This is a genomic window from Cobetia sp. PDI-23MA (genome assembly GCF_059507735.1).
In genome coordinates this window covers 3,291,105-3,305,707 of sequence record NZ_CM183352.1, presented here as the reverse complement: position 1 = coordinate 3,305,707, position 14,603 = coordinate 3,291,105, and the positions used below count along the sequence as shown (strand labels likewise).

Genomic DNA, 14,603 nt, shown 5'->3' with positions numbered 1-14,603 from the left:
GCGGGTGAATCATGGTGATGCCTGTTTGAGTGAGGCGTAATCGCCCAGTCGTTTGGCCGTTGCCAACAGGCCGGCGGGCGTGCGTCTCAAGGTGCTGATGATCTCTTCTTGACTGGGTGATGGTACTGGCTTACGAGACCTGGTGGCTGGCTCAAGCAGTAGTATCGGGTCATGACGACCCAAGCGCGTCATGCGGGACATGAGTGTCCCTTCCCCGATACCGAGCCGCTCGGCGTGTTCCGCCATCGTCGCGGTGATGCCATCGACGGTGACCCGAGATCGAAGAAAGAGCGTCATGCTGGCCTCCTTTAGTGGTTGAGCGCACAGGTCAGCCCCCAGAAGAGACTGGCGTGTGAGCACAAAAAGGCCCACCGGTTGGGGTGGGCAAGATGCGCCGAGAGACATTTTTACGTGAGATAACTTGTTTGATTTACGAATCATTCCTTATATAGTGAATTTGAATTCTAATGATTTAGTGTTGGAAATACGTTAAACCTTAAGGAAGAGGTGTTTATGAAAAAAATTGTTGTTCTCTCTTTGCTTGTCTTTCTCTCTGGATGTTTTGGTCCTGAGAAGTTTGATGCAACTAATGAAGAGACAATCAAAGAGTCCTCGCAAGAGATAATGCAGGAGCTCTCATCTGGGAAAAAAAAGGAATTCCAGAAAGCTCTGATGTACTTTAGCATTGGCGGAAAGTCTGGTATTGCTTCTATTATGGAAAAAGCATTTAGCGGCGATGTTGCTGGTATGTCGAATGAGGCTCAGTTTAATCTAAATCTGCAAGTGATCGATGGATTGACAGGGGATGAAATCATATCTAAACACCAAGCCGAAATTAAAAGGGGTAAAATTATTGATGAAAAGAGAAAGGAAGAAGAAAGAAAGATTACTGCGTTAAAAAAAGAGGCCGAGCAGCTACTCGAGAATAAAAAATTCAAGGAAGCATTAAAAAAATATGAAGAAATGAACCAAGTGCCTGCCGGTGTAGCGTATGCGAAGGATGGCATTGAAAATGTTGAAGAAGAAATGCATGACTTTATCGAGAAAAATAACTACATGGATAAAGTTGTAATAACTGAGTTCGAAGCTAAAAGAATCGATACCTACAGCGAAGAGAATGTACCTGCTGTCAGACTATCTCTTAAAAATGAAGGTTCAAAGAGCCTAGATCGTGTAAAGGTCGTAGTTTACTTTCAAAATGAAAAAGGGATTACCATTTTCGAAGAAGAATATAATCCTGTTCTTGTTAGTAAGTATTCCTATGGTAGTTCCAATCAACCGCTCAAGGCTGGTTATGTAAAAGAGATGGGCAAAGGTAAGTATTATACTTTGGATACCCCTTTGACTGATTGGGCTGAGGGTAAGGCTGTAGCTCAAGTTATCGATATTGAGTTCTCTGAATAACAATACATCGGTAAGCCATCACTTTGGGTAATGGCTTGCCGATGCACTCTCATGGAGAGGTACATCGTCGGCTCGGCTACTGGCGTCATGTCCAGTTCGCCCTCGGCTCTCAGGCTCCTTTGCCTGGTCATCGCGTCGGCCGCCTATACCAGCGGCTTGGTTAACTCATCAGGCGATACCGGCAACTGCCGATGCCCTCTGATAAGCGCTGTCTCTCCAGCTGTCACACCACTTGCCCAGGTGTCGGGGGTAAGGCCGCTAGCGCAAGGGAGGAACCGGCGCCTTATCTGCGGGTGGTTATGCTCGCAATCCCACTGGCACCACCTGCTGGCCGTGGGGCGAGGCGTGATCAGCGACTGGCGAGCTGCTGACCATGCGTAATCTGAGGGGAGCAGAGGCTGGCGGCATTGCCGTGGAAGTCCGGCCAGCCGCGGCGCTGTGATTCAGCGAAACCGGCCTTGGCATCTTCCTGCCACATGGCGGTCATCTCGCAGTATTCGGCTTCGCTAGCGGTCAGCTGGCGCGGGCCATCGGTCTGCTGGGTGAGGCTGGCGAGCGTGACCAGACCGCCGACGATGACGGCGAGGGTGATGGCTGAACGATGCTTGCGGGCTGTGTCGGTCATGGGCTGCTCCAATCCACTCAGTGACGATGGCGATGTGCCGTGTCGATGTGAGTGATTATGGCAATGCTCATATTATTGGTCAATGAGATTACGCATATTTTTCCCATATTGAGCTTTGGGGCTATGTCGCATGCAATAAAAAACCCGCCACGGTGGGCGGGTCGATCATTCGTTTGAAGGGGCTTTCAGGGTGAAGCACTGGGAGGGTGACACAGGCGTCAGGGTGACACTGGTGTCAGGGTCAGGGTGACTCTGGTGTCGTACCTAGAACCTACCTACTTGAACCACTCTCTCTGGTTACGCGTGCGCGCGAGGATTTCTCAGGCAAAGGTTTCCCACCAGAAGACACGACCGATGATCTTCGGGGCATCCGGATCGCCCAGGGTGTAGACCTCCTCCGGATACTCGATGTGGTTGTCACTGACCACCCGCATGCGACCTAGCGGCAAGCGGTAGAGGCGCTTCACGCGCAGCATGCCGCCGTGATCCAAGGCGTACACCTTGCCGTCGATGATATGACGGCAACTCTTGTCGATGCCGATGGGGGAGCCGTCAAAGATGGCTGGCTCCATGGAATCCCCAGAGACAGTGGCACAGGCGGCCTGCTTGGGGTCTACCCCGGCACGCGCCAGGCGCGGCAGACTGAAGCGCATGTACGCCCCGTGGTTCTCGATGACTTGCGTGCGGCCATTGCCAGCCGCCATCTCAACCTCACGAAAATATGGAATCTCTACCTCGTCATCCCGGAGAGGCTCATCGCCGTCCACGATTTCCGTTTCATGGAGCACTAGCTCGCTGGCGTCGCTTTTGGTGGCAGCCCAAGAATCAGCCATCTCGCCTTCGCCAGTAGCCAGCCATCTCGCGCTGACGCCAAGCGCATGCGCAATGGTGATCGTATGTGTCGAACCCCGGTGCTTACCTCGCTCGAGACTGGAGATGACCGATTGGTCGATTCCAACTCGCTCGGCTAGCTGAACCTGGGTGAGTCCGGCTGCCTTTCGGGCAGACCTAATTCTGTCTTTGAGTTCCATGGCCGGATTGTTATGCGCATGCTCATGTTGTTGCAAATGAGATTTCGCATGCTCTAGAATATGAGAAATCGCATAGAGGGGTGTTGTATGAGCAATATCTACAGGCGTCTTGTCGCCCACTTCGGGAACCAACGAAAGACTGCTGAGGCTTTGGGGGTTGATCAAGGGTCTGTCTCCCACTGGGTTTGCGGCACAAATGGAATGTCGCCCGCAGCGGCCCTGAGAGCAGAGCGATTAACCGATGGAGCGTTTCTGGCTGAACACCTTTGTCCACGAGTCTTTGGCCGCGATAAGCACACCGCCTGACATTCACAGCCTAGCCCGCCGCCCATATCGGCTTAAACGGAACGAACACGGAGAGATTCACCATGGACAGCCATACAGCCCCCGAACGTGACATGGATGCCTATCTGGACGCGGTACACGACGTGGTTTTCGAGTGCTGCCCCAAGGTGCTGGCAAGCGATATCGGCATGTCGGTGAAGTCACTTTACCGCCGAGTGGCCGAGGACGACCCCATGCCGATGCGACTGATCGACGTGGTGGGGATCTTCTGGAACGTGGACCGCGAGCACCAGCTGCGCCTGATCGCCCCGTTCCTTGATCACTTGGGCATGGTGGCGGTGCCGCGCTGCGAGAAGGGCGAGGTGAGCCGTGGTGACGTGTTCGCGTCAGTGCTGGATGCCCAGCAGGGGCAGGGCGCGATGGCGGCGCTGATTCAGGCGGCGATAGCAGATGGAGAGGTAGACGAGGAAGAGGCGGCGCAGCTTGAGGCGCAGCACAAGGCCATCGAGCAGCAGATGAGCACCTTGATGGGGCAGCTGCAGGCGATGCGCAAGCCGCTGAAGGTGGTGGGCCGGTAACCGGGCACCAGATATGAAAATCCCCCGAAGGCGACCAAACCAGTACGGGGGAAGCATCTCAAAACGCCAAGGGAGTATGGCATGACGATCAAGACGAGTGAAGCCAGGCAGATGTTGACCAGCTATCGCGGTTGGAGCTGTGAGTCCCTCAAGGCTGAGACCTATCGGCTGGCGGTGATGATCGAGAAGCGTGAGCGAGTGGGTGGCGTGATTGATCTGCGCATGAGCATGCAGCACCACCTGGCCGTAGTGGCCCTGCTGGAGTGCGGCAAGGGGCAGGGTGAGACGGCCCGAGAAGACGCCCGCCGAACGTTGTCGATCGATCACCACATGAGCGAGGCAGGACGTTTCGAGCGCCTGTCACTGGGCGTGGCAGCCAAGGGCGATGAGGTACCGGCATGAGCATCACGGCACGAATGAGTTCAGCACGCCTTGAGACAGAGATGTCCCGTGCTGGCCGCAAGGTCGCCAAGCTGAAGGAGATGCTGCCAGACCAGCCGCGCCTCGCCGGCGAATATCACGCGGCCTATGCCGTCTGGCACCAGTGCAATGCGTTGCTGGCGGCCCGCCGCGGTGACAAGGGTGGCGATCTGGGCAGTATGCAGTGGCATCAGGCCCGTGCTGCCAAGTATCTGACACTGGCGGGGGCCGAGGCATGAGTCTGCAAGCGATGAGCTGGGCACGCGAAGTAATGCCTGAGATGCCCGAGTCTGTTAGGGCCTTCCCGCGTCTTCTGCTGTTGCTGATGGCTGATTACGCCAACGAGCAGGGCGTGTGCTGGCCGTCCATTCGCCGCCTGTCTGAGGAGATGTCCTGCACGACGCGCACGGTGCAGCGGTCGATAGAGGCGTTGGTTGAGCAAGGGGCGATGACGGTAGTGGCCCGCAAGACACCGGCTGGCCGTCAGACCTCGAACTTCTACCGTCTCGCTATGGGCGTGACTCAACAGCCACAGTCCGCCGATGAGCCGTCACCGGAAGAGCTTGAGGCGCTGATGGCGGGTAGCGATGAGGAAGAGGCCCCGGTTGAGCCTGATGCCACTCCAGCTGAGCCCGCTGAGCCTGCCGCTACCGCACCTGCGCAGGCCGAGCACCCGATCTTCACCAATGCTGCCCAGCAGGCAGACAACGGCCAGCCGCAAGCGACTGCCGGCGCCCGTCAGGTGCCGATGACGTTGGACTGGCAGCCGGATGCCACCCACTGGCAGACGGAAACAGTGCGCCGTGGTCAGCCTGACCTGACATGGGATGCCGCCGAGCTGGCGGACTTCACCTCGCATTTCGCGGATCAGCCCGGTCGTTATCACTCTTCCCATGCTTGGTGCACTCGCTTCGTGCGCTGGGTGAGTGAGAACCGCAAGCGAGAGGCAGCCCGCCAGGCCCGCATGAGCCAGAACGCCAACACTTCATCGAACAACACTGCACGCAACGCTGGAGGCACCCATGGAAGCCGTCGCTCAACTGGTCCAATCCGTAACTCGAAACTCTCAGCCGCTGAAGGGCGTGCACTCATTGAGCAGCGCCGCCGTGAACAAGCCGAAGGCCAGCCGCCGTCCGGCGACGTCATCGATGGCGAGTGGCTGTGATGACCTGCCCCGGGTGAGTCAGAAGGCGGTGGATGCGCTGTTCGATCGCCTGGGACAGCTGCATGGCGCTCATTGGCACCGACACTGCCGCGAGATGGGCTGGGGCATGGAGCAGGACGGCCAATGGGTGAGCTGTGATGTGGATGGTGAGTGGCTGGCGGCCTTGGGTCACCTGAGCACCCAGCACTTGCGCTGCGGTCTACAAGCCGAGAAGGCCCGCACTGCCAAGTCACTCAGACAGCGTGGCAACGCCTTCCCGCCTGACTCCGCGATGCGCTTTGCTGAGCTTTGCGAGATGACGCCGGAAGGCATGGGCCTGCCGGACTTCGATACCGCTTGGCAGGCATTGCAGGACCACGCATTCACTGGCAAGCCGTACCCGCATGAGGCCATCGCCGCCGCGGGCGAGCACATGGACCTTCACGGCATGGCCTCTGCCAGCTATCAGCGCATGGACAAGCACGAACGTGCCTTCCGCGTGTATTACCAGCAGGTGGTGGAGCGCTTTGCCCGGGGTGAAGACCTCAAGCCGCAAGCGGCCATTGGGCATGACGGCCAGCTGTCACCGGCGGAGCGTGCGGCTCGGGCGGGGGAGGAGAAGGCCCGTAAAGCAGCGGGTGAGCTGGCAGGTATCACACCTGCCCAGGCACTGAAGATGATGCGAGGAGGGTTGGCACATGGCGAATCATAAGAATCAGGCAATCACCACGGGTATCGGTACCAATCCTGCTGGTGCGACTCGTCTGCGCCGCGCGTCGCTGGACAATCCGGCTTGTCAGCTAGGTCGGACGTATCTGGCACTCAGTGAATCGCGCTCGTGGCTGATGTTGCATGAGCTGGCTGCCGAGATCCGCAAGCGCTTCGATCGACTGGATAGTGAGGCAGCCATCAGTGCCCGCCTGCGAGATCTGCGGCGCCAGCATGGGTTGATCGTGGAGAGCCGCCGGCGTGGAGACAGTGCCGCACATGAATACCGCCTGATCCGCTTGGCACCGGTAAAGCGTCAGCCGGATATGTTGGGGGTGCTGCAGTGAGCTATCGACCCGCCGGCAGCTTCAAGCGCCCAAATCGTTCATCCCTGCGCCGCTGCTTTGCTTGCGGTAGGCGAGTGGCCGTCAAGAAGATGGCGGGATGCCTGGGGACGTGCACGCGCTGCATTGCCTTGGGCGCTCCCCGCTTCAATGCCAATGGTGAGCGACTGAGGGGGCAAGCGTGACAGAGGCCACACCCAAGCCCGTTGGAGGACCACTGGCCCGCAAGGCCGCGATGCTGTGCCAGGCCGAGGGGTTCCATCGCTATCTGGATCAGGCGCGTCGCGCCCGGCATGGCATCGACACCAACGTGCTGCCGGATGGTACGCACAAGGAGGAAGACGCGGTGGACTTCATTCGCACGGCCTGTGGGGTAAAGAGTCGTGCCGAGATTGATCACGAGCCGAGGGCGGCGCACATGCTGCGCCGGATCATCACCAACTATCGCCGCTGGCAATCCAATCAGGTGAGGGCATCGTCATGAGCTGGGCAACACATCCTTCCGCCAAGGTGGCGGCCCGCAAGTCGCCGAACCGTACCGCCGGCCAAGCCCGCAAGCCGGCGCCACGCATCGACCGTGAAGGGTTGGAGCAGAAGGTGCTGATTCGCTGGCTGTACGCACAGCAGCAGAACGGTATGCAGGTGGGGCAGCTATTGCATGGTGTGACCTTCCACGTCCCCAATGGTGGCCAGCGCAACAAGAAGACGGCGGCAGACCTCAAGATGCAGGGCGTGCGGGCTGGGGTGAGTGATCTGGTGGTGGCCACGGCTCGCGGTGGGTATCACGGCCTCTACATCGAGTTCAAAGCGGCCCCGCCACATGATGCTGCCCTGGCGAAGTCTCAGCGCGAATGGCTTGAGAAGATGGAGGGCAATGGCTATCTGGCAGTGCTGGCCAAGGGCGTGGATGAGGCCAAGGCGGTGCTGGTGGCCTATGCGAGCTGGCCCGAGACAGTGGTGGCCGGTGAGCCGGAGGTGATGCCGCATGGCAGTGAGTGGCGCAAGGCAACGGCATAGTGCTCACGTAGTAACCCGGAGCAGGAGGGCAGGACATGCAGCGGATCGAGGATATGGGGCTGGCGGAGACCTTCCGCCTGATCGAGAAGCTGCCGGAGGGCGTGAGGCGTCAGCAGGCGTTGGCGCATGCTCTGGATGAGCTGCTCGAGGAAGAGATCGAGTATCGCACCGGGCTACGCCATCAGAATGCCGGATGGCATCAGGTGTCATCGGTGGGCGGTATGGGGGAAGGGCGTGGTGAGTGCACGGGCCTGGTGGATCACGTTGGCAAGGCGGCAGAACGTTATCAGCAGGAAAGCCAGTGGCGGACGATGGCGGCGGCGCTGCTGTCACGCCTGAGTGATCGACAGCGCATGGCGGTACTGCTGGCGGCCTATGCGATTCCGCCGGTACAGCATTGCCAGTCGCCGCGCATGATGACCCAATCGCAGGCCGTGGCGGCGCAGGTGGCGATCCTGGCGCGGCTGGGCTGGGTGCCCGGGGCGGTGAAGGTGGCGCCGTTCAAGTCATCTACGTCGCTTCGAAAAGCAGCAGCGCGCGGTCGTGATTCACTACTGTATATGGTGCTTTCTCAGGCTGAAATGGCTGCCTGACTACCACATGTTGCAAAAGCGGCCGCGAGAGGGTACGATCCAGCTATTGTGTGATTCTTGCGTCTCTGGATCACCACTCATTTCAAAGCCCTGCCATCTGGCGGGGCTTTTTCGTATCTGCTCTGAGGTGTGGTGATAGTGAGTGAGCCAGCGTGAGCTATATTGAACTCTACAGGTGATTGGCGTAGCCTTCACTCGTGAGCACGCGACGACGACCCTGGCCAATGGCACAGGGCGTTTTTGTCGGTAGCCACTGAGACTTTGGAGGTCACTATGAATCAGGCACTTATGAAAAAAGAGCGACTCGTCATCCCTTCCCGCAAGGAAGGTCAGACCGCGACTGCTCGCCCCTGCCTTGGTGATCACCGTGCTCAGATCGAGAAAGCTCGTGAGCGTTCCTTCGCTCGCTATGAGAATGCTTACCGCGAACTGGCCAAGGTATAACGCTACGTGACGTGTGAAGACGGCATTGGCGGCATTCGCTATCTATCGGTTGAAGATATCGTCAGCATGAATCAACGCATGCTGGCGCTGACTCCCAAAGAGCCATGCGGCATCAAGAGCCAAGGCAATTTGGAGAGCTCTCAGCAACGCCCTTGCATGTATCGAAGCTACGCGCAGACGGACGATATCTTTACGCTGGCTGCGGTGCTTGGGTCTTCTCTAGTCCAGAACCATTGCTTTGAAAATGGCAACAAGCGCACTGCTGCTGGTTGTGTGTTCGACTTCCTGCTCATCAATGGGTGGGAGTTGACGGCACCGGAGACAGATATCGTGCTCATGTACGAAGGACTTGCTTGCCACGATTACACTGAGGAAGAGTTCGCCGACTGGCTCTACTACTGGTCACGAGAGTTCGACTCAACAGATCTGAACTGAAGCACGGCTGATATAGCCAGTGGTTGCCGACTTGCCGGCGCCACCCCACATAACGCCTCGCTGGCTTTCCAGCGGGGCGTTCTTGTTTCTGCTTACCGGTGATGCCCATGCCTGCACATGCTCCCGCGCACTGGCTCGATGAGGTCGAGCTGGTGGGCTTCGATGCGCCTGTTGATCCGGCGGCTGATGACGCCAGCAATCTGGCGGCCTTCCTGGACACCATTGCCTATGCCGAGGGCACGCCCCGCTTCAGTTCGATAGAGGGCTATGACGTGCTGGTGGGTGGCAAGACCTTCGACGGCTTCGATGATCATCCCCGCCAGTCGGTGTGGCTGAAGTCGTACAACATCCACAGCACGGCGGCAGGCCGGTACCAGTTCCTGGTAGGGACGTGGGATGACCTGGCCAAGCGCTTCCACCTGCCGGACTTCTCGCCAGCCTCTCAGGATGAGGCGGCCAAGCAGTTGATTCGCCAGTGTCGGGCACTTGGGCTGGTGTATGACGGACGCATCGCTGAGGCCATCCACGCCTGCCGGCGCATCTGGGCGAGCCTGCCGGGGGCAGGTTACGGGCAGCGTGAGCTTGATACCGATGAGCTGCTGGGCGTTTACGTGCGTGCTGGCGGCCACATCGCATAACGATAACGACGAACTACGCAGGGCCTACCGACTCAGGAGGCCATATGCATGATGACGACCACGAGCCCGCCGATATGCCACACCGCGATCCATCGACATGGCAGATGCTGCTGGAGTGGCTACAGCCGTATCAAGCCAACCTCTATGCAGCGGGGCTGTCATTCGTGATCGCGCTGCTGCGCGGCCTGCATGCCGGTGGCCGTTTCTACAAGTCATTGCTCGAGGCGACCCTGGTGGGTGGCCTGACATTGGCGCTCAAGCCGCTGCTGGACTGGGGTGGCTTGGATCAGGACATGGCCGTGGCCATCGGGGCTGCGATCGCTTTCCTCGGTGTCGAGTGGCTGCGTGCCAAGTCTGACGCCATCTTCGATAAGGTGCTGGGACGATGGCTGCACTGATCACGACCGCGTGGGCATGGGGCCGCAAGCTGATATCAGGCGTGAAGATCGAGGTCGTCCTGATGGCAGTGGTGCTGGGCTGGGGTGCGATGAAGACCTATGAGGCGACCAAGGCCGAGCAGCATGCCAATGACCTCAAGGCTGAGCTATCCACCGAGAAGGCGGTCAACCGCGGGCTCGAGATGATGGCGCTGCATTACGGCAATCAGATGAAGCGATTGTCCGTCGCATTGGAGGCACGCGAGGCTAGTCGCGCCCTGGATGACCGTTCAATCATGGCTGCCCGGGCAGCTGCACGCCGGATGGAGAGAGACGATGCGCCGACTGGGGATTGGGCTGACCGGCCTGTGCCTGATGCTGCTGCTGAGTGGCTGCAGCGCCTTCGAGAGCAAGCCAGTGGTGATGCCCACTGAGTGGCAGTGCACGCCTGATGTGCCGAGCTACCTGCTCAATCCATTGCCTGCCCCTGATCGGCCAGTGACATCCAACCGCGATCTGCTCAGCCTGCTGGCTGACTATGAGTCACAGCGCCGCCGCTTCAATGCTGACCGCACGGCGACGGCCTCGATCCTCGAGCGCCTGGCCGATGGCCCTGATGGTGCCGAGCAGACGACTGTTGAGTAACACCACAAGAATTGAAAAGCCCTGCCATCCGGTGGGGCTTTTTTGTGGGCGCTTCATCATTACTTCGCTGGAGACTCGCATTAAATTCGGAGGGTCATAGCAACTCCCTTCCTCTGCGGGAATTCATCTATATCAGCAGGTTAAGTAAAGATTTCTTCCACGCCCTTCACACGGCGCTTAACACAGAGTTCTGCGGGATAGGTCATGGGGTCGGCAGTTGGTGTCGAATCTGTGGGCTGCCAAACCCGTGTGAACATGATCTATCCCAGAGGATGGCACCTATGGAAACGATGGTATTCAAAGGCACGAAGATCGAGTTGATCACACGCAATGGCGAGGCGTGGGCCAAGGGATCGCAAATCGCCCAAGCCTTGGGGTACAAGGATGCGAGTGCTGTAACTCGCATCTACTCCAGAAACCGGGATGAGTTCTCGGACACAATGACCTCCTCGGTCAAATTGACCGACCAGCATGGCCAGCTCAAAGAAACGCGCGTCTTCTCGCTTCGTGGCGCTCACTTGATCGGAATGTTTGCCCGCACCAAGAAGGCCAAGGAATTTCGGCGCTGGGTGCTTGATATCCTCGATGCACTTCATCAGGGGGGAGATTACGTGCGCCGTCAGTATGAATCGGCAATCGCTTCCCTCGAGGATAGGCGGATTCAGGCAAGCGATGAAGGTCGGGGGTTATCCCGATGGAAGCAGGACAAGAGAGCTATGGAGAGTCGTGCTGAGTATTGGCAAGAGAGGCTGCAGCTGTCGCTCGCTCTCGACTCTTAAGCACTTTCCTTTCCCCGGTCGCGGCTCGTGGAGCGAAGAGCAAATGAAAAATTACTCACATCGCGGTAATGCCTGACAGGCCGTGACCGGCCTGCAGCCCAGCAACCACGCGGCCTGCAGAAAAATCGCGGGTCCTTCTGGCTAGGGGTGAAGCAACCACGGGGGCGCAGACTCGCGGATCTCGGCATTTTTTCGGGTTTCTAGCGTCGGCAGCAGCACCGCGTGCAATCCCGCGTAGCTATTGACTTTCGAGGTGCCGATGGTGCCGATGCTTCGGCAGTGACGTGATCAGCAGAGGTGGCCAGCGCATGGCAGACATCAGCGCGTTAAAAGAGGCGTACCACTGGAATATCACGCGCATTGCTGACGCCTTCGGCTTGCACCGCGATACCGTGCGCAAGCGGCTGCGCGCCGCTGGTGTAGTGCCGGCCGGCCAGCGTGGCAGTACCAGCGTTTATGCCCTGGCGGATGTCGGCCCCGCGCTGTACTCCGACATGATCGGGGTCGCCGGCGGTGATCCCGATGATCTGCCGCCCCAGGATCGCAAAGCCTGGTACCAGTCCGAAACCGAGCGCGTGAAGCTCGAGCAGCAGCTGCGCCTGCTGGTGCCGGTGGAGGAGGCGCACCGCGAGATGAGCCGACTGGCCAAGGCGGTGGCCAGTGGCCTGGATTCGCTGGCCGACATGCTGGAGCGCGACGCCGGCCTGGCTCCCGAGAATATCCAGCTAGTGGAGCAGGTGACCGACGCGCTACGCGAGCAGATGTATCAGGCAATAATCGCGGATGATGGAGAGGCTGACGATGACTAGCACCGCCAGTGCCGCCTCTATCCGGCGCGACGTGGCCGAGCTGATCCGGCCGCCTCGCCGCATCCAGCCCAGCGAGTCAGCGGCCGAGGTCATGAAGGTGGTCAGCGGTGATGGCACCGTGCGCGACTGGAGCGCAGACACCACCCCTTATATGCGCGAGCCGCTGGATTGCATGGGATCGCGGCTCTATGACGCCGTGATCTTTGTCGGCCCCGCGCGTACCGGCAAGACGAATGCCCTGGTGGATGGCTATGTCGCCTACAAGATCGAGTGTGATCCAGGCGATGGCCTGATCGTGCAGATCAGTGAGGAGAAGGCGCGCGAGTTCAGCAAGAAACGCATTGACCGCATGCTGGTCAACTCGCCTCGCCTGGTCGGCCGCATGAGTCCGCGCGGCCACGACAACAACGTGCATGACAAGACCTTTCGCGCCGGCAACTACCTGGGCATCAAATGGCCGTCAAAGAACGTCCTGGCCTCGAGCGATTATCAGTTCGTACTGATCACCGATTTTGACCGCCTGCCCGATGACGTGGATGGCGAGGGTAGCGCCTTCCTGCTCGCCAGCAAGCGTACCCAGACATTTGGCTCCACCGGTATGACGCTGGCCGAGTCCTCGCCAGGGCGCGAGATCACCGATCCCGACTGGCGGCGACCCGACGATGCCCCGCATATGGCACCGCCCACCACCGGCATTCTGGATCTGTTCAACGCCGGCGACCGGCGGCTCTGGTACTGGCAATGCCCCGAGGCGCACTGCCGGCAGTGGTTCCCGCCGGTGATGGACAATTTCTCGCGGCAGGCGGGGTGCGTGTTCTGCCCGCATTGCGGCACCGAGATCGACCCCACGGCAAAGCGTCAGCTCAACCTGGCCGGCCGCTGGGTGCCTGAGGGTGCCCAGCTCGATGAGGCCGGCGAGATGATCGGCACCCCGCGGCGATCGCGCATCGCCTCATTCTGGATGGAGGGGCCGGCCGCGGCCTTCCAGTCCTGGGCGTCGCTGAATGAAAAGCTCAGGCGTGCCGAGGAGACTTACCAGCAGACTGACAGTCAGGAAACGCTCAAGGCGGTGATAAACACCGATTGGGGCCGGCCGTATCTGCGCCGGCGCGCAGCCACGCAACGCTCGAGCGAGCGGCTGGCTGATCGCTCCGAGGATTACCAGCGCCGCACCGTGCCCCAGGGCGTGCGCTTCCTGACCGCTGCCGTGGACGTTCAGGGCGGCAAGGATCGCCGCTTTGTCGTGCAGATCCAGGGCTGGGGCGCGCACCGCGAGTGCTGGGTGATCGACCGCTTCAACATCAAGGAGGATCGCGGCCCCGACAATGACCAGGAGCCGCGCCCCATCTCGCCGGCCACCCAGCCAGAGGATTGGGATCTACTGACCCGTGATGTGCTGCTGCGCAGCTACAAGCTCGAGGACGGCAGCGGCCGCCGCATGCCGGTGGCATCCATCGCGGTGGATACCGGCGGCGAGGGCGAGGGCGAGGAGAGCGTGACCAGCCAGGCATATGACTGGCACCGCCGGCTGCGCCGCGATGGCCTGCAGTCGCGCGCCTTCCTGGTCAAAGGCTCGAGCACGCGCGGCAGCTCGCGAGTGCGCAAGACATGGCCAGACAACACTGGCCGCAAGTCGCGCCAATCCACTGCGCGCGGCGACGTGCCGCTCTACTTGCTGGGCACCGATCTGCTGAAAGACGCCGTTGCCGCGATGATGGACCGCGACAACGCCGGCGCGGGCTACCTGCATACACCCAGCTGGCTGGGGCGCTGGTGGTATGACGAATTGACGTATGAGATCCGCGACCCCGCGAGCGGCAAATGGCGCAAGCCAGGCAAGCGACCCAATGAGGCGTTTGATCTGTGCGTGTACAACCTGGCGCTGTTCATCCTGATGAAAGGCGAGCGCATCGACTGGAACGCGCCGCCGCCCTGGGCAGCCGCCTGGGACGACAACGCGCTGATCTCGCAGTCGCCAGACGCCACCCCCGCCGTCACTCAACCCAAGCCACCGGCCGCGCGCAAGCGCCGGCGGGTGGTCAAGTCGCGCCTATAGGGCGTGGCCGGCAACCTTTGGAGCCTACCCCATGGCATATACCGCTGATGATCTCGCTCGCGTTCGCCAGGCGGTGCTCGATCTGGCCACCGGCCAGCGGGTGACATCGTTTCGCACGGCCAACGGCAAAACGCTGAGCTATGCAGATGCCGACATCGACAAGCTGCGCGAGCTGGAGCGCACCATCGCGGCACAAGTGGCCAGCGCCTCGCATATCGGCCGCCGGCTGAGATCCCGCACCCGCTACACCACGACATCAAAGGGGCTGTGA

General features: G+C 60.0%; 24 protein-coding genes. 21 read left to right on the top strand and 3 right to left on the bottom strand.

The genetic code is table 11. The annotated features are described in order from the left end of the window. Positions 1-9: 9 nt before the first annotated feature. Positions 10-297, bottom strand: a complete 288-nt coding sequence (locus tag AC5WNJ_RS14035; protein WP_495929984.1) for a hypothetical protein — start codon at positions 295-297, stop codon at positions 10-12. Positions 298-513: 216 nt separating this feature from the next. On the opposite strand from AC5WNJ_RS14035, the gene AC5WNJ_RS14030 reads away from it, so the two are divergent. After that, on the top strand, positions 514-1,404 hold the full coding sequence (locus AC5WNJ_RS14030; protein WP_495929983.1) for a DUF6694 family lipoprotein: 891 nt from the start codon (positions 514-516) through the stop codon (positions 1,402-1,404). 349 nt (positions 1,405-1,753) lie between these two features. On the opposite strand, the gene AC5WNJ_RS14025 is transcribed toward AC5WNJ_RS14030, so the two are convergent. Together AC5WNJ_RS14025 and AC5WNJ_RS14020 are read right to left on the bottom strand one after the other, a co-directional pair. Beyond that, positions 1,754-2,029 carry a hypothetical protein gene (locus AC5WNJ_RS14025; protein ID WP_176676543.1) on the bottom strand — a complete coding sequence of 92 codons (276 nt, stop codon included), beginning with the start codon at positions 2,027-2,029 and terminating at the stop codon, positions 1,754-1,756. A gap of 320 nt (positions 2,030-2,349) precedes the next feature. Further along, positions 2,350-3,225 (bottom strand): XRE family transcriptional regulator, encoded by an 876-nt coding sequence (locus AC5WNJ_RS14020; protein WP_495929982.1) that lies wholly within the window; start codon positions 3,223-3,225, stop codon positions 2,350-2,352. Here AC5WNJ_RS14020 and AC5WNJ_RS14015 point away from each other — a divergent pair. From AC5WNJ_RS14015 to AC5WNJ_RS13920, 20 genes are all read left to right on the top strand, one after another. Beyond that, complete coding sequence (locus AC5WNJ_RS14015; protein ID WP_345947308.1) at positions 3,121-3,366, top strand: transcriptional regulator; 246 nt, start codon at positions 3,121-3,123, stop codon at positions 3,364-3,366. The two genes, AC5WNJ_RS14020 and AC5WNJ_RS14015, sit on opposite strands and share 105 nt — an antisense overlap. 62 nt (positions 3,367-3,428) lie before the next feature. Next, the gene (locus AC5WNJ_RS14010; protein WP_417285599.1) at positions 3,429-3,923 is read left to right on the top strand and encodes a phage regulatory CII family protein; all 495 of its coding nucleotides are present in this window, start codon (positions 3,429-3,431) and stop codon (positions 3,921-3,923) included. Between the two features lie 81 nt (positions 3,924-4,004). Beyond that, positions 4,005-4,325, top strand: coding sequence for a hypothetical protein (locus AC5WNJ_RS14005; protein ID WP_495929980.1), 321 nt, complete (start codon positions 4,005-4,007; stop codon positions 4,323-4,325). A 41-nt stretch (positions 4,326-4,366) separates the two neighbouring features. Continuing rightward, on the top strand, positions 4,367-4,582 hold the full coding sequence (locus AC5WNJ_RS14000; RefSeq protein WP_495929979.1) for a hypothetical protein: 216 nt from the start codon (positions 4,367-4,369) through the stop codon (positions 4,580-4,582). Next, complete coding sequence (locus AC5WNJ_RS13995) at positions 4,579-5,508, top strand: DnaT-like ssDNA-binding domain-containing protein (protein WP_495929978.1); 930 nt, start codon at positions 4,579-4,581, stop codon at positions 5,506-5,508. The genes AC5WNJ_RS14000 and AC5WNJ_RS13995 overlap by 4 nt, the downstream gene beginning before the upstream one ends. Beyond that, positions 5,450-6,199, top strand: a complete 750-nt coding sequence (locus tag AC5WNJ_RS13990) for a hypothetical protein (protein WP_495929977.1) — start codon at positions 5,450-5,452, stop codon at positions 6,197-6,199. Before AC5WNJ_RS13995 ends, AC5WNJ_RS13990 begins: the two co-directional genes overlap by 59 nt. Next, complete coding sequence (locus AC5WNJ_RS13985; RefSeq protein ID WP_495929976.1) at positions 6,186-6,542, top strand: hypothetical protein; 357 nt, start codon at positions 6,186-6,188, stop codon at positions 6,540-6,542. Before AC5WNJ_RS13990 ends, AC5WNJ_RS13985 begins: the two co-directional genes overlap by 14 nt. A gap of 178 nt (positions 6,543-6,720) precedes the next feature. Further along, positions 6,721-7,023, top strand: a complete 303-nt coding sequence (locus tag AC5WNJ_RS13980) for a hypothetical protein (protein WP_417285594.1) — start codon at positions 6,721-6,723, stop codon at positions 7,021-7,023. Further along, on the top strand, positions 7,020-7,556 hold the full coding sequence (locus AC5WNJ_RS13975) for a VRR-NUC domain-containing protein (RefSeq protein WP_495929975.1): 537 nt from the start codon (positions 7,020-7,022) through the stop codon (positions 7,554-7,556). The genes AC5WNJ_RS13980 and AC5WNJ_RS13975 overlap by 4 nt, the downstream gene beginning before the upstream one ends. Positions 7,557-7,591: 35 nt before the next feature. After that, a complete protein-coding gene (locus AC5WNJ_RS13970) occupies positions 7,592-8,149 on the top strand; it encodes a hypothetical protein (RefSeq protein WP_495929974.1) in 558 nt (185 codons plus the stop codon). Positions 8,150-8,422: 273 nt separating this feature from the next. After that, a complete protein-coding gene (locus AC5WNJ_RS13965) occupies positions 8,423-8,593 on the top strand; it encodes a hypothetical protein (RefSeq protein WP_495929973.1) in 171 nt (56 codons plus the stop codon). A gap of 6 nt (positions 8,594-8,599) precedes the next feature. Then, a complete protein-coding gene (locus tag AC5WNJ_RS13960) occupies positions 8,600-9,028 on the top strand; it encodes a type II toxin-antitoxin system death-on-curing family toxin (protein WP_495929972.1) in 429 nt (142 codons plus the stop codon). A 107-nt stretch (positions 9,029-9,135) separates the two neighbouring features. Then, a complete protein-coding gene (locus AC5WNJ_RS13955) occupies positions 9,136-9,666 on the top strand; it encodes a glycoside hydrolase family 24 protein (protein ID WP_225347802.1) in 531 nt (176 codons plus the stop codon). Positions 9,667-9,710: 44 nt separating this feature from the next. After that, positions 9,711-10,064, top strand: coding sequence for a phage holin, lambda family (locus AC5WNJ_RS13950; protein ID WP_131431534.1), 354 nt, complete (start codon positions 9,711-9,713; stop codon positions 10,062-10,064). Next, positions 10,052-10,477, top strand: a complete 426-nt coding sequence (locus AC5WNJ_RS13945; RefSeq protein WP_317292800.1) for a hypothetical protein — start codon at positions 10,052-10,054, stop codon at positions 10,475-10,477. Before AC5WNJ_RS13950 ends, AC5WNJ_RS13945 begins: the two co-directional genes overlap by 13 nt. Further along, complete coding sequence (locus tag AC5WNJ_RS13940) at positions 10,461-10,688, top strand: hypothetical protein (protein WP_495929970.1); 228 nt, start codon at positions 10,461-10,463, stop codon at positions 10,686-10,688. Before AC5WNJ_RS13945 ends, AC5WNJ_RS13940 begins: the two co-directional genes overlap by 17 nt. Before the next feature lie 281 nt (positions 10,689-10,969). Then, on the top strand, positions 10,970-11,467 hold the full coding sequence (locus AC5WNJ_RS13935; protein ID WP_495929968.1) for a BRO family protein: 498 nt from the start codon (positions 10,970-10,972) through the stop codon (positions 11,465-11,467). Positions 11,468-11,775: 308 nt separating this feature from the next. Continuing rightward, positions 11,776-12,276 carry a DUF1441 family protein gene (locus AC5WNJ_RS13930; protein WP_495929966.1) on the top strand — a complete coding sequence of 167 codons (501 nt, stop codon included), beginning with the start codon at positions 11,776-11,778 and terminating at the stop codon, positions 12,274-12,276. Then, complete coding sequence (locus AC5WNJ_RS13925; protein WP_495929965.1) at positions 12,269-14,332, top strand: phage terminase large subunit family protein; 2,064 nt, start codon at positions 12,269-12,271, stop codon at positions 14,330-14,332. The genes AC5WNJ_RS13930 and AC5WNJ_RS13925 overlap by 8 nt, the downstream gene beginning before the upstream one ends. A 31-nt stretch (positions 14,333-14,363) precedes the next feature. Beyond that, entirely contained in the window at positions 14,364-14,603 is a 240-nt protein-coding gene (locus AC5WNJ_RS13920) for a head-tail joining protein (protein WP_043336586.1), read from the top strand.

What these genes read in the sequence shown, in the direction of transcription:
- AC5WNJ_RS14035 (WP_495929984.1), bottom strand. Translation starts at nt 297, where the DNA reads ATGACGCTCTTTCTTCGATCTCGGGTCACCGTCGATGGCATCACCGCG.
- AC5WNJ_RS14030 (WP_495929983.1), top strand. Translation starts at nt 514, where the DNA reads ATGAAAAAAATTGTTGTTCTCTCTTTGCTTGTCTTTCTCTCTGGATGT.
- AC5WNJ_RS14025 (WP_176676543.1), bottom strand. Translation starts at nt 2,029, where the DNA reads ATGACCGACACAGCCCGCAAGCATCGTTCAGCCATCACCCTCGCCGTC.
- AC5WNJ_RS14015 (WP_345947308.1), top strand. Translation starts at nt 3,121, where the DNA reads ATGAGAAATCGCATAGAGGGGTGTTGTATGAGCAATATCTACAGGCGT.
- AC5WNJ_RS14010 (WP_417285599.1), top strand. Translation starts at nt 3,429, where the DNA reads ATGGACAGCCATACAGCCCCCGAACGTGACATGGATGCCTATCTGGAC.
- AC5WNJ_RS14005 (WP_495929980.1), top strand. Translation starts at nt 4,005, where the DNA reads ATGACGATCAAGACGAGTGAAGCCAGGCAGATGTTGACCAGCTATCGC.
- AC5WNJ_RS14000 (WP_495929979.1), top strand. Translation starts at nt 4,367, where the DNA reads ATGTCCCGTGCTGGCCGCAAGGTCGCCAAGCTGAAGGAGATGCTGCCA.
- AC5WNJ_RS13995 (WP_495929978.1), top strand. Translation starts at nt 4,579, where the DNA reads ATGAGTCTGCAAGCGATGAGCTGGGCACGCGAAGTAATGCCTGAGATG.
- AC5WNJ_RS13985 (WP_495929976.1), top strand. Translation starts at nt 6,186, where the DNA reads ATGGCGAATCATAAGAATCAGGCAATCACCACGGGTATCGGTACCAAT.
- AC5WNJ_RS13975 (WP_495929975.1), top strand. Translation starts at nt 7,020, where the DNA reads ATGAGCTGGGCAACACATCCTTCCGCCAAGGTGGCGGCCCGCAAGTCG.
- AC5WNJ_RS13970 (WP_495929974.1), top strand. Translation starts at nt 7,592, where the DNA reads ATGCAGCGGATCGAGGATATGGGGCTGGCGGAGACCTTCCGCCTGATC.
- AC5WNJ_RS13965 (WP_495929973.1), top strand. Translation starts at nt 8,423, where the DNA reads ATGAATCAGGCACTTATGAAAAAAGAGCGACTCGTCATCCCTTCCCGC.
- AC5WNJ_RS13955 (WP_225347802.1), top strand. Translation starts at nt 9,136, where the DNA reads ATGCCTGCACATGCTCCCGCGCACTGGCTCGATGAGGTCGAGCTGGTG.
- AC5WNJ_RS13950 (WP_131431534.1), top strand. Translation starts at nt 9,711, where the DNA reads ATGCATGATGACGACCACGAGCCCGCCGATATGCCACACCGCGATCCA.
- AC5WNJ_RS13945 (WP_317292800.1), top strand. Translation starts at nt 10,052, where the DNA reads ATGGCTGCACTGATCACGACCGCGTGGGCATGGGGCCGCAAGCTGATA.
- AC5WNJ_RS13935 (WP_495929968.1), top strand. Translation starts at nt 10,970, where the DNA reads ATGGAAACGATGGTATTCAAAGGCACGAAGATCGAGTTGATCACACGC.
- AC5WNJ_RS13930 (WP_495929966.1), top strand. Translation starts at nt 11,776, where the DNA reads ATGGCAGACATCAGCGCGTTAAAAGAGGCGTACCACTGGAATATCACG.
- AC5WNJ_RS13925 (WP_495929965.1), top strand. Translation starts at nt 12,269, where the DNA reads ATGACTAGCACCGCCAGTGCCGCCTCTATCCGGCGCGACGTGGCCGAG.
- AC5WNJ_RS13920 (WP_043336586.1), top strand. Translation starts at nt 14,364, where the DNA reads ATGGCATATACCGCTGATGATCTCGCTCGCGTTCGCCAGGCGGTGCTC.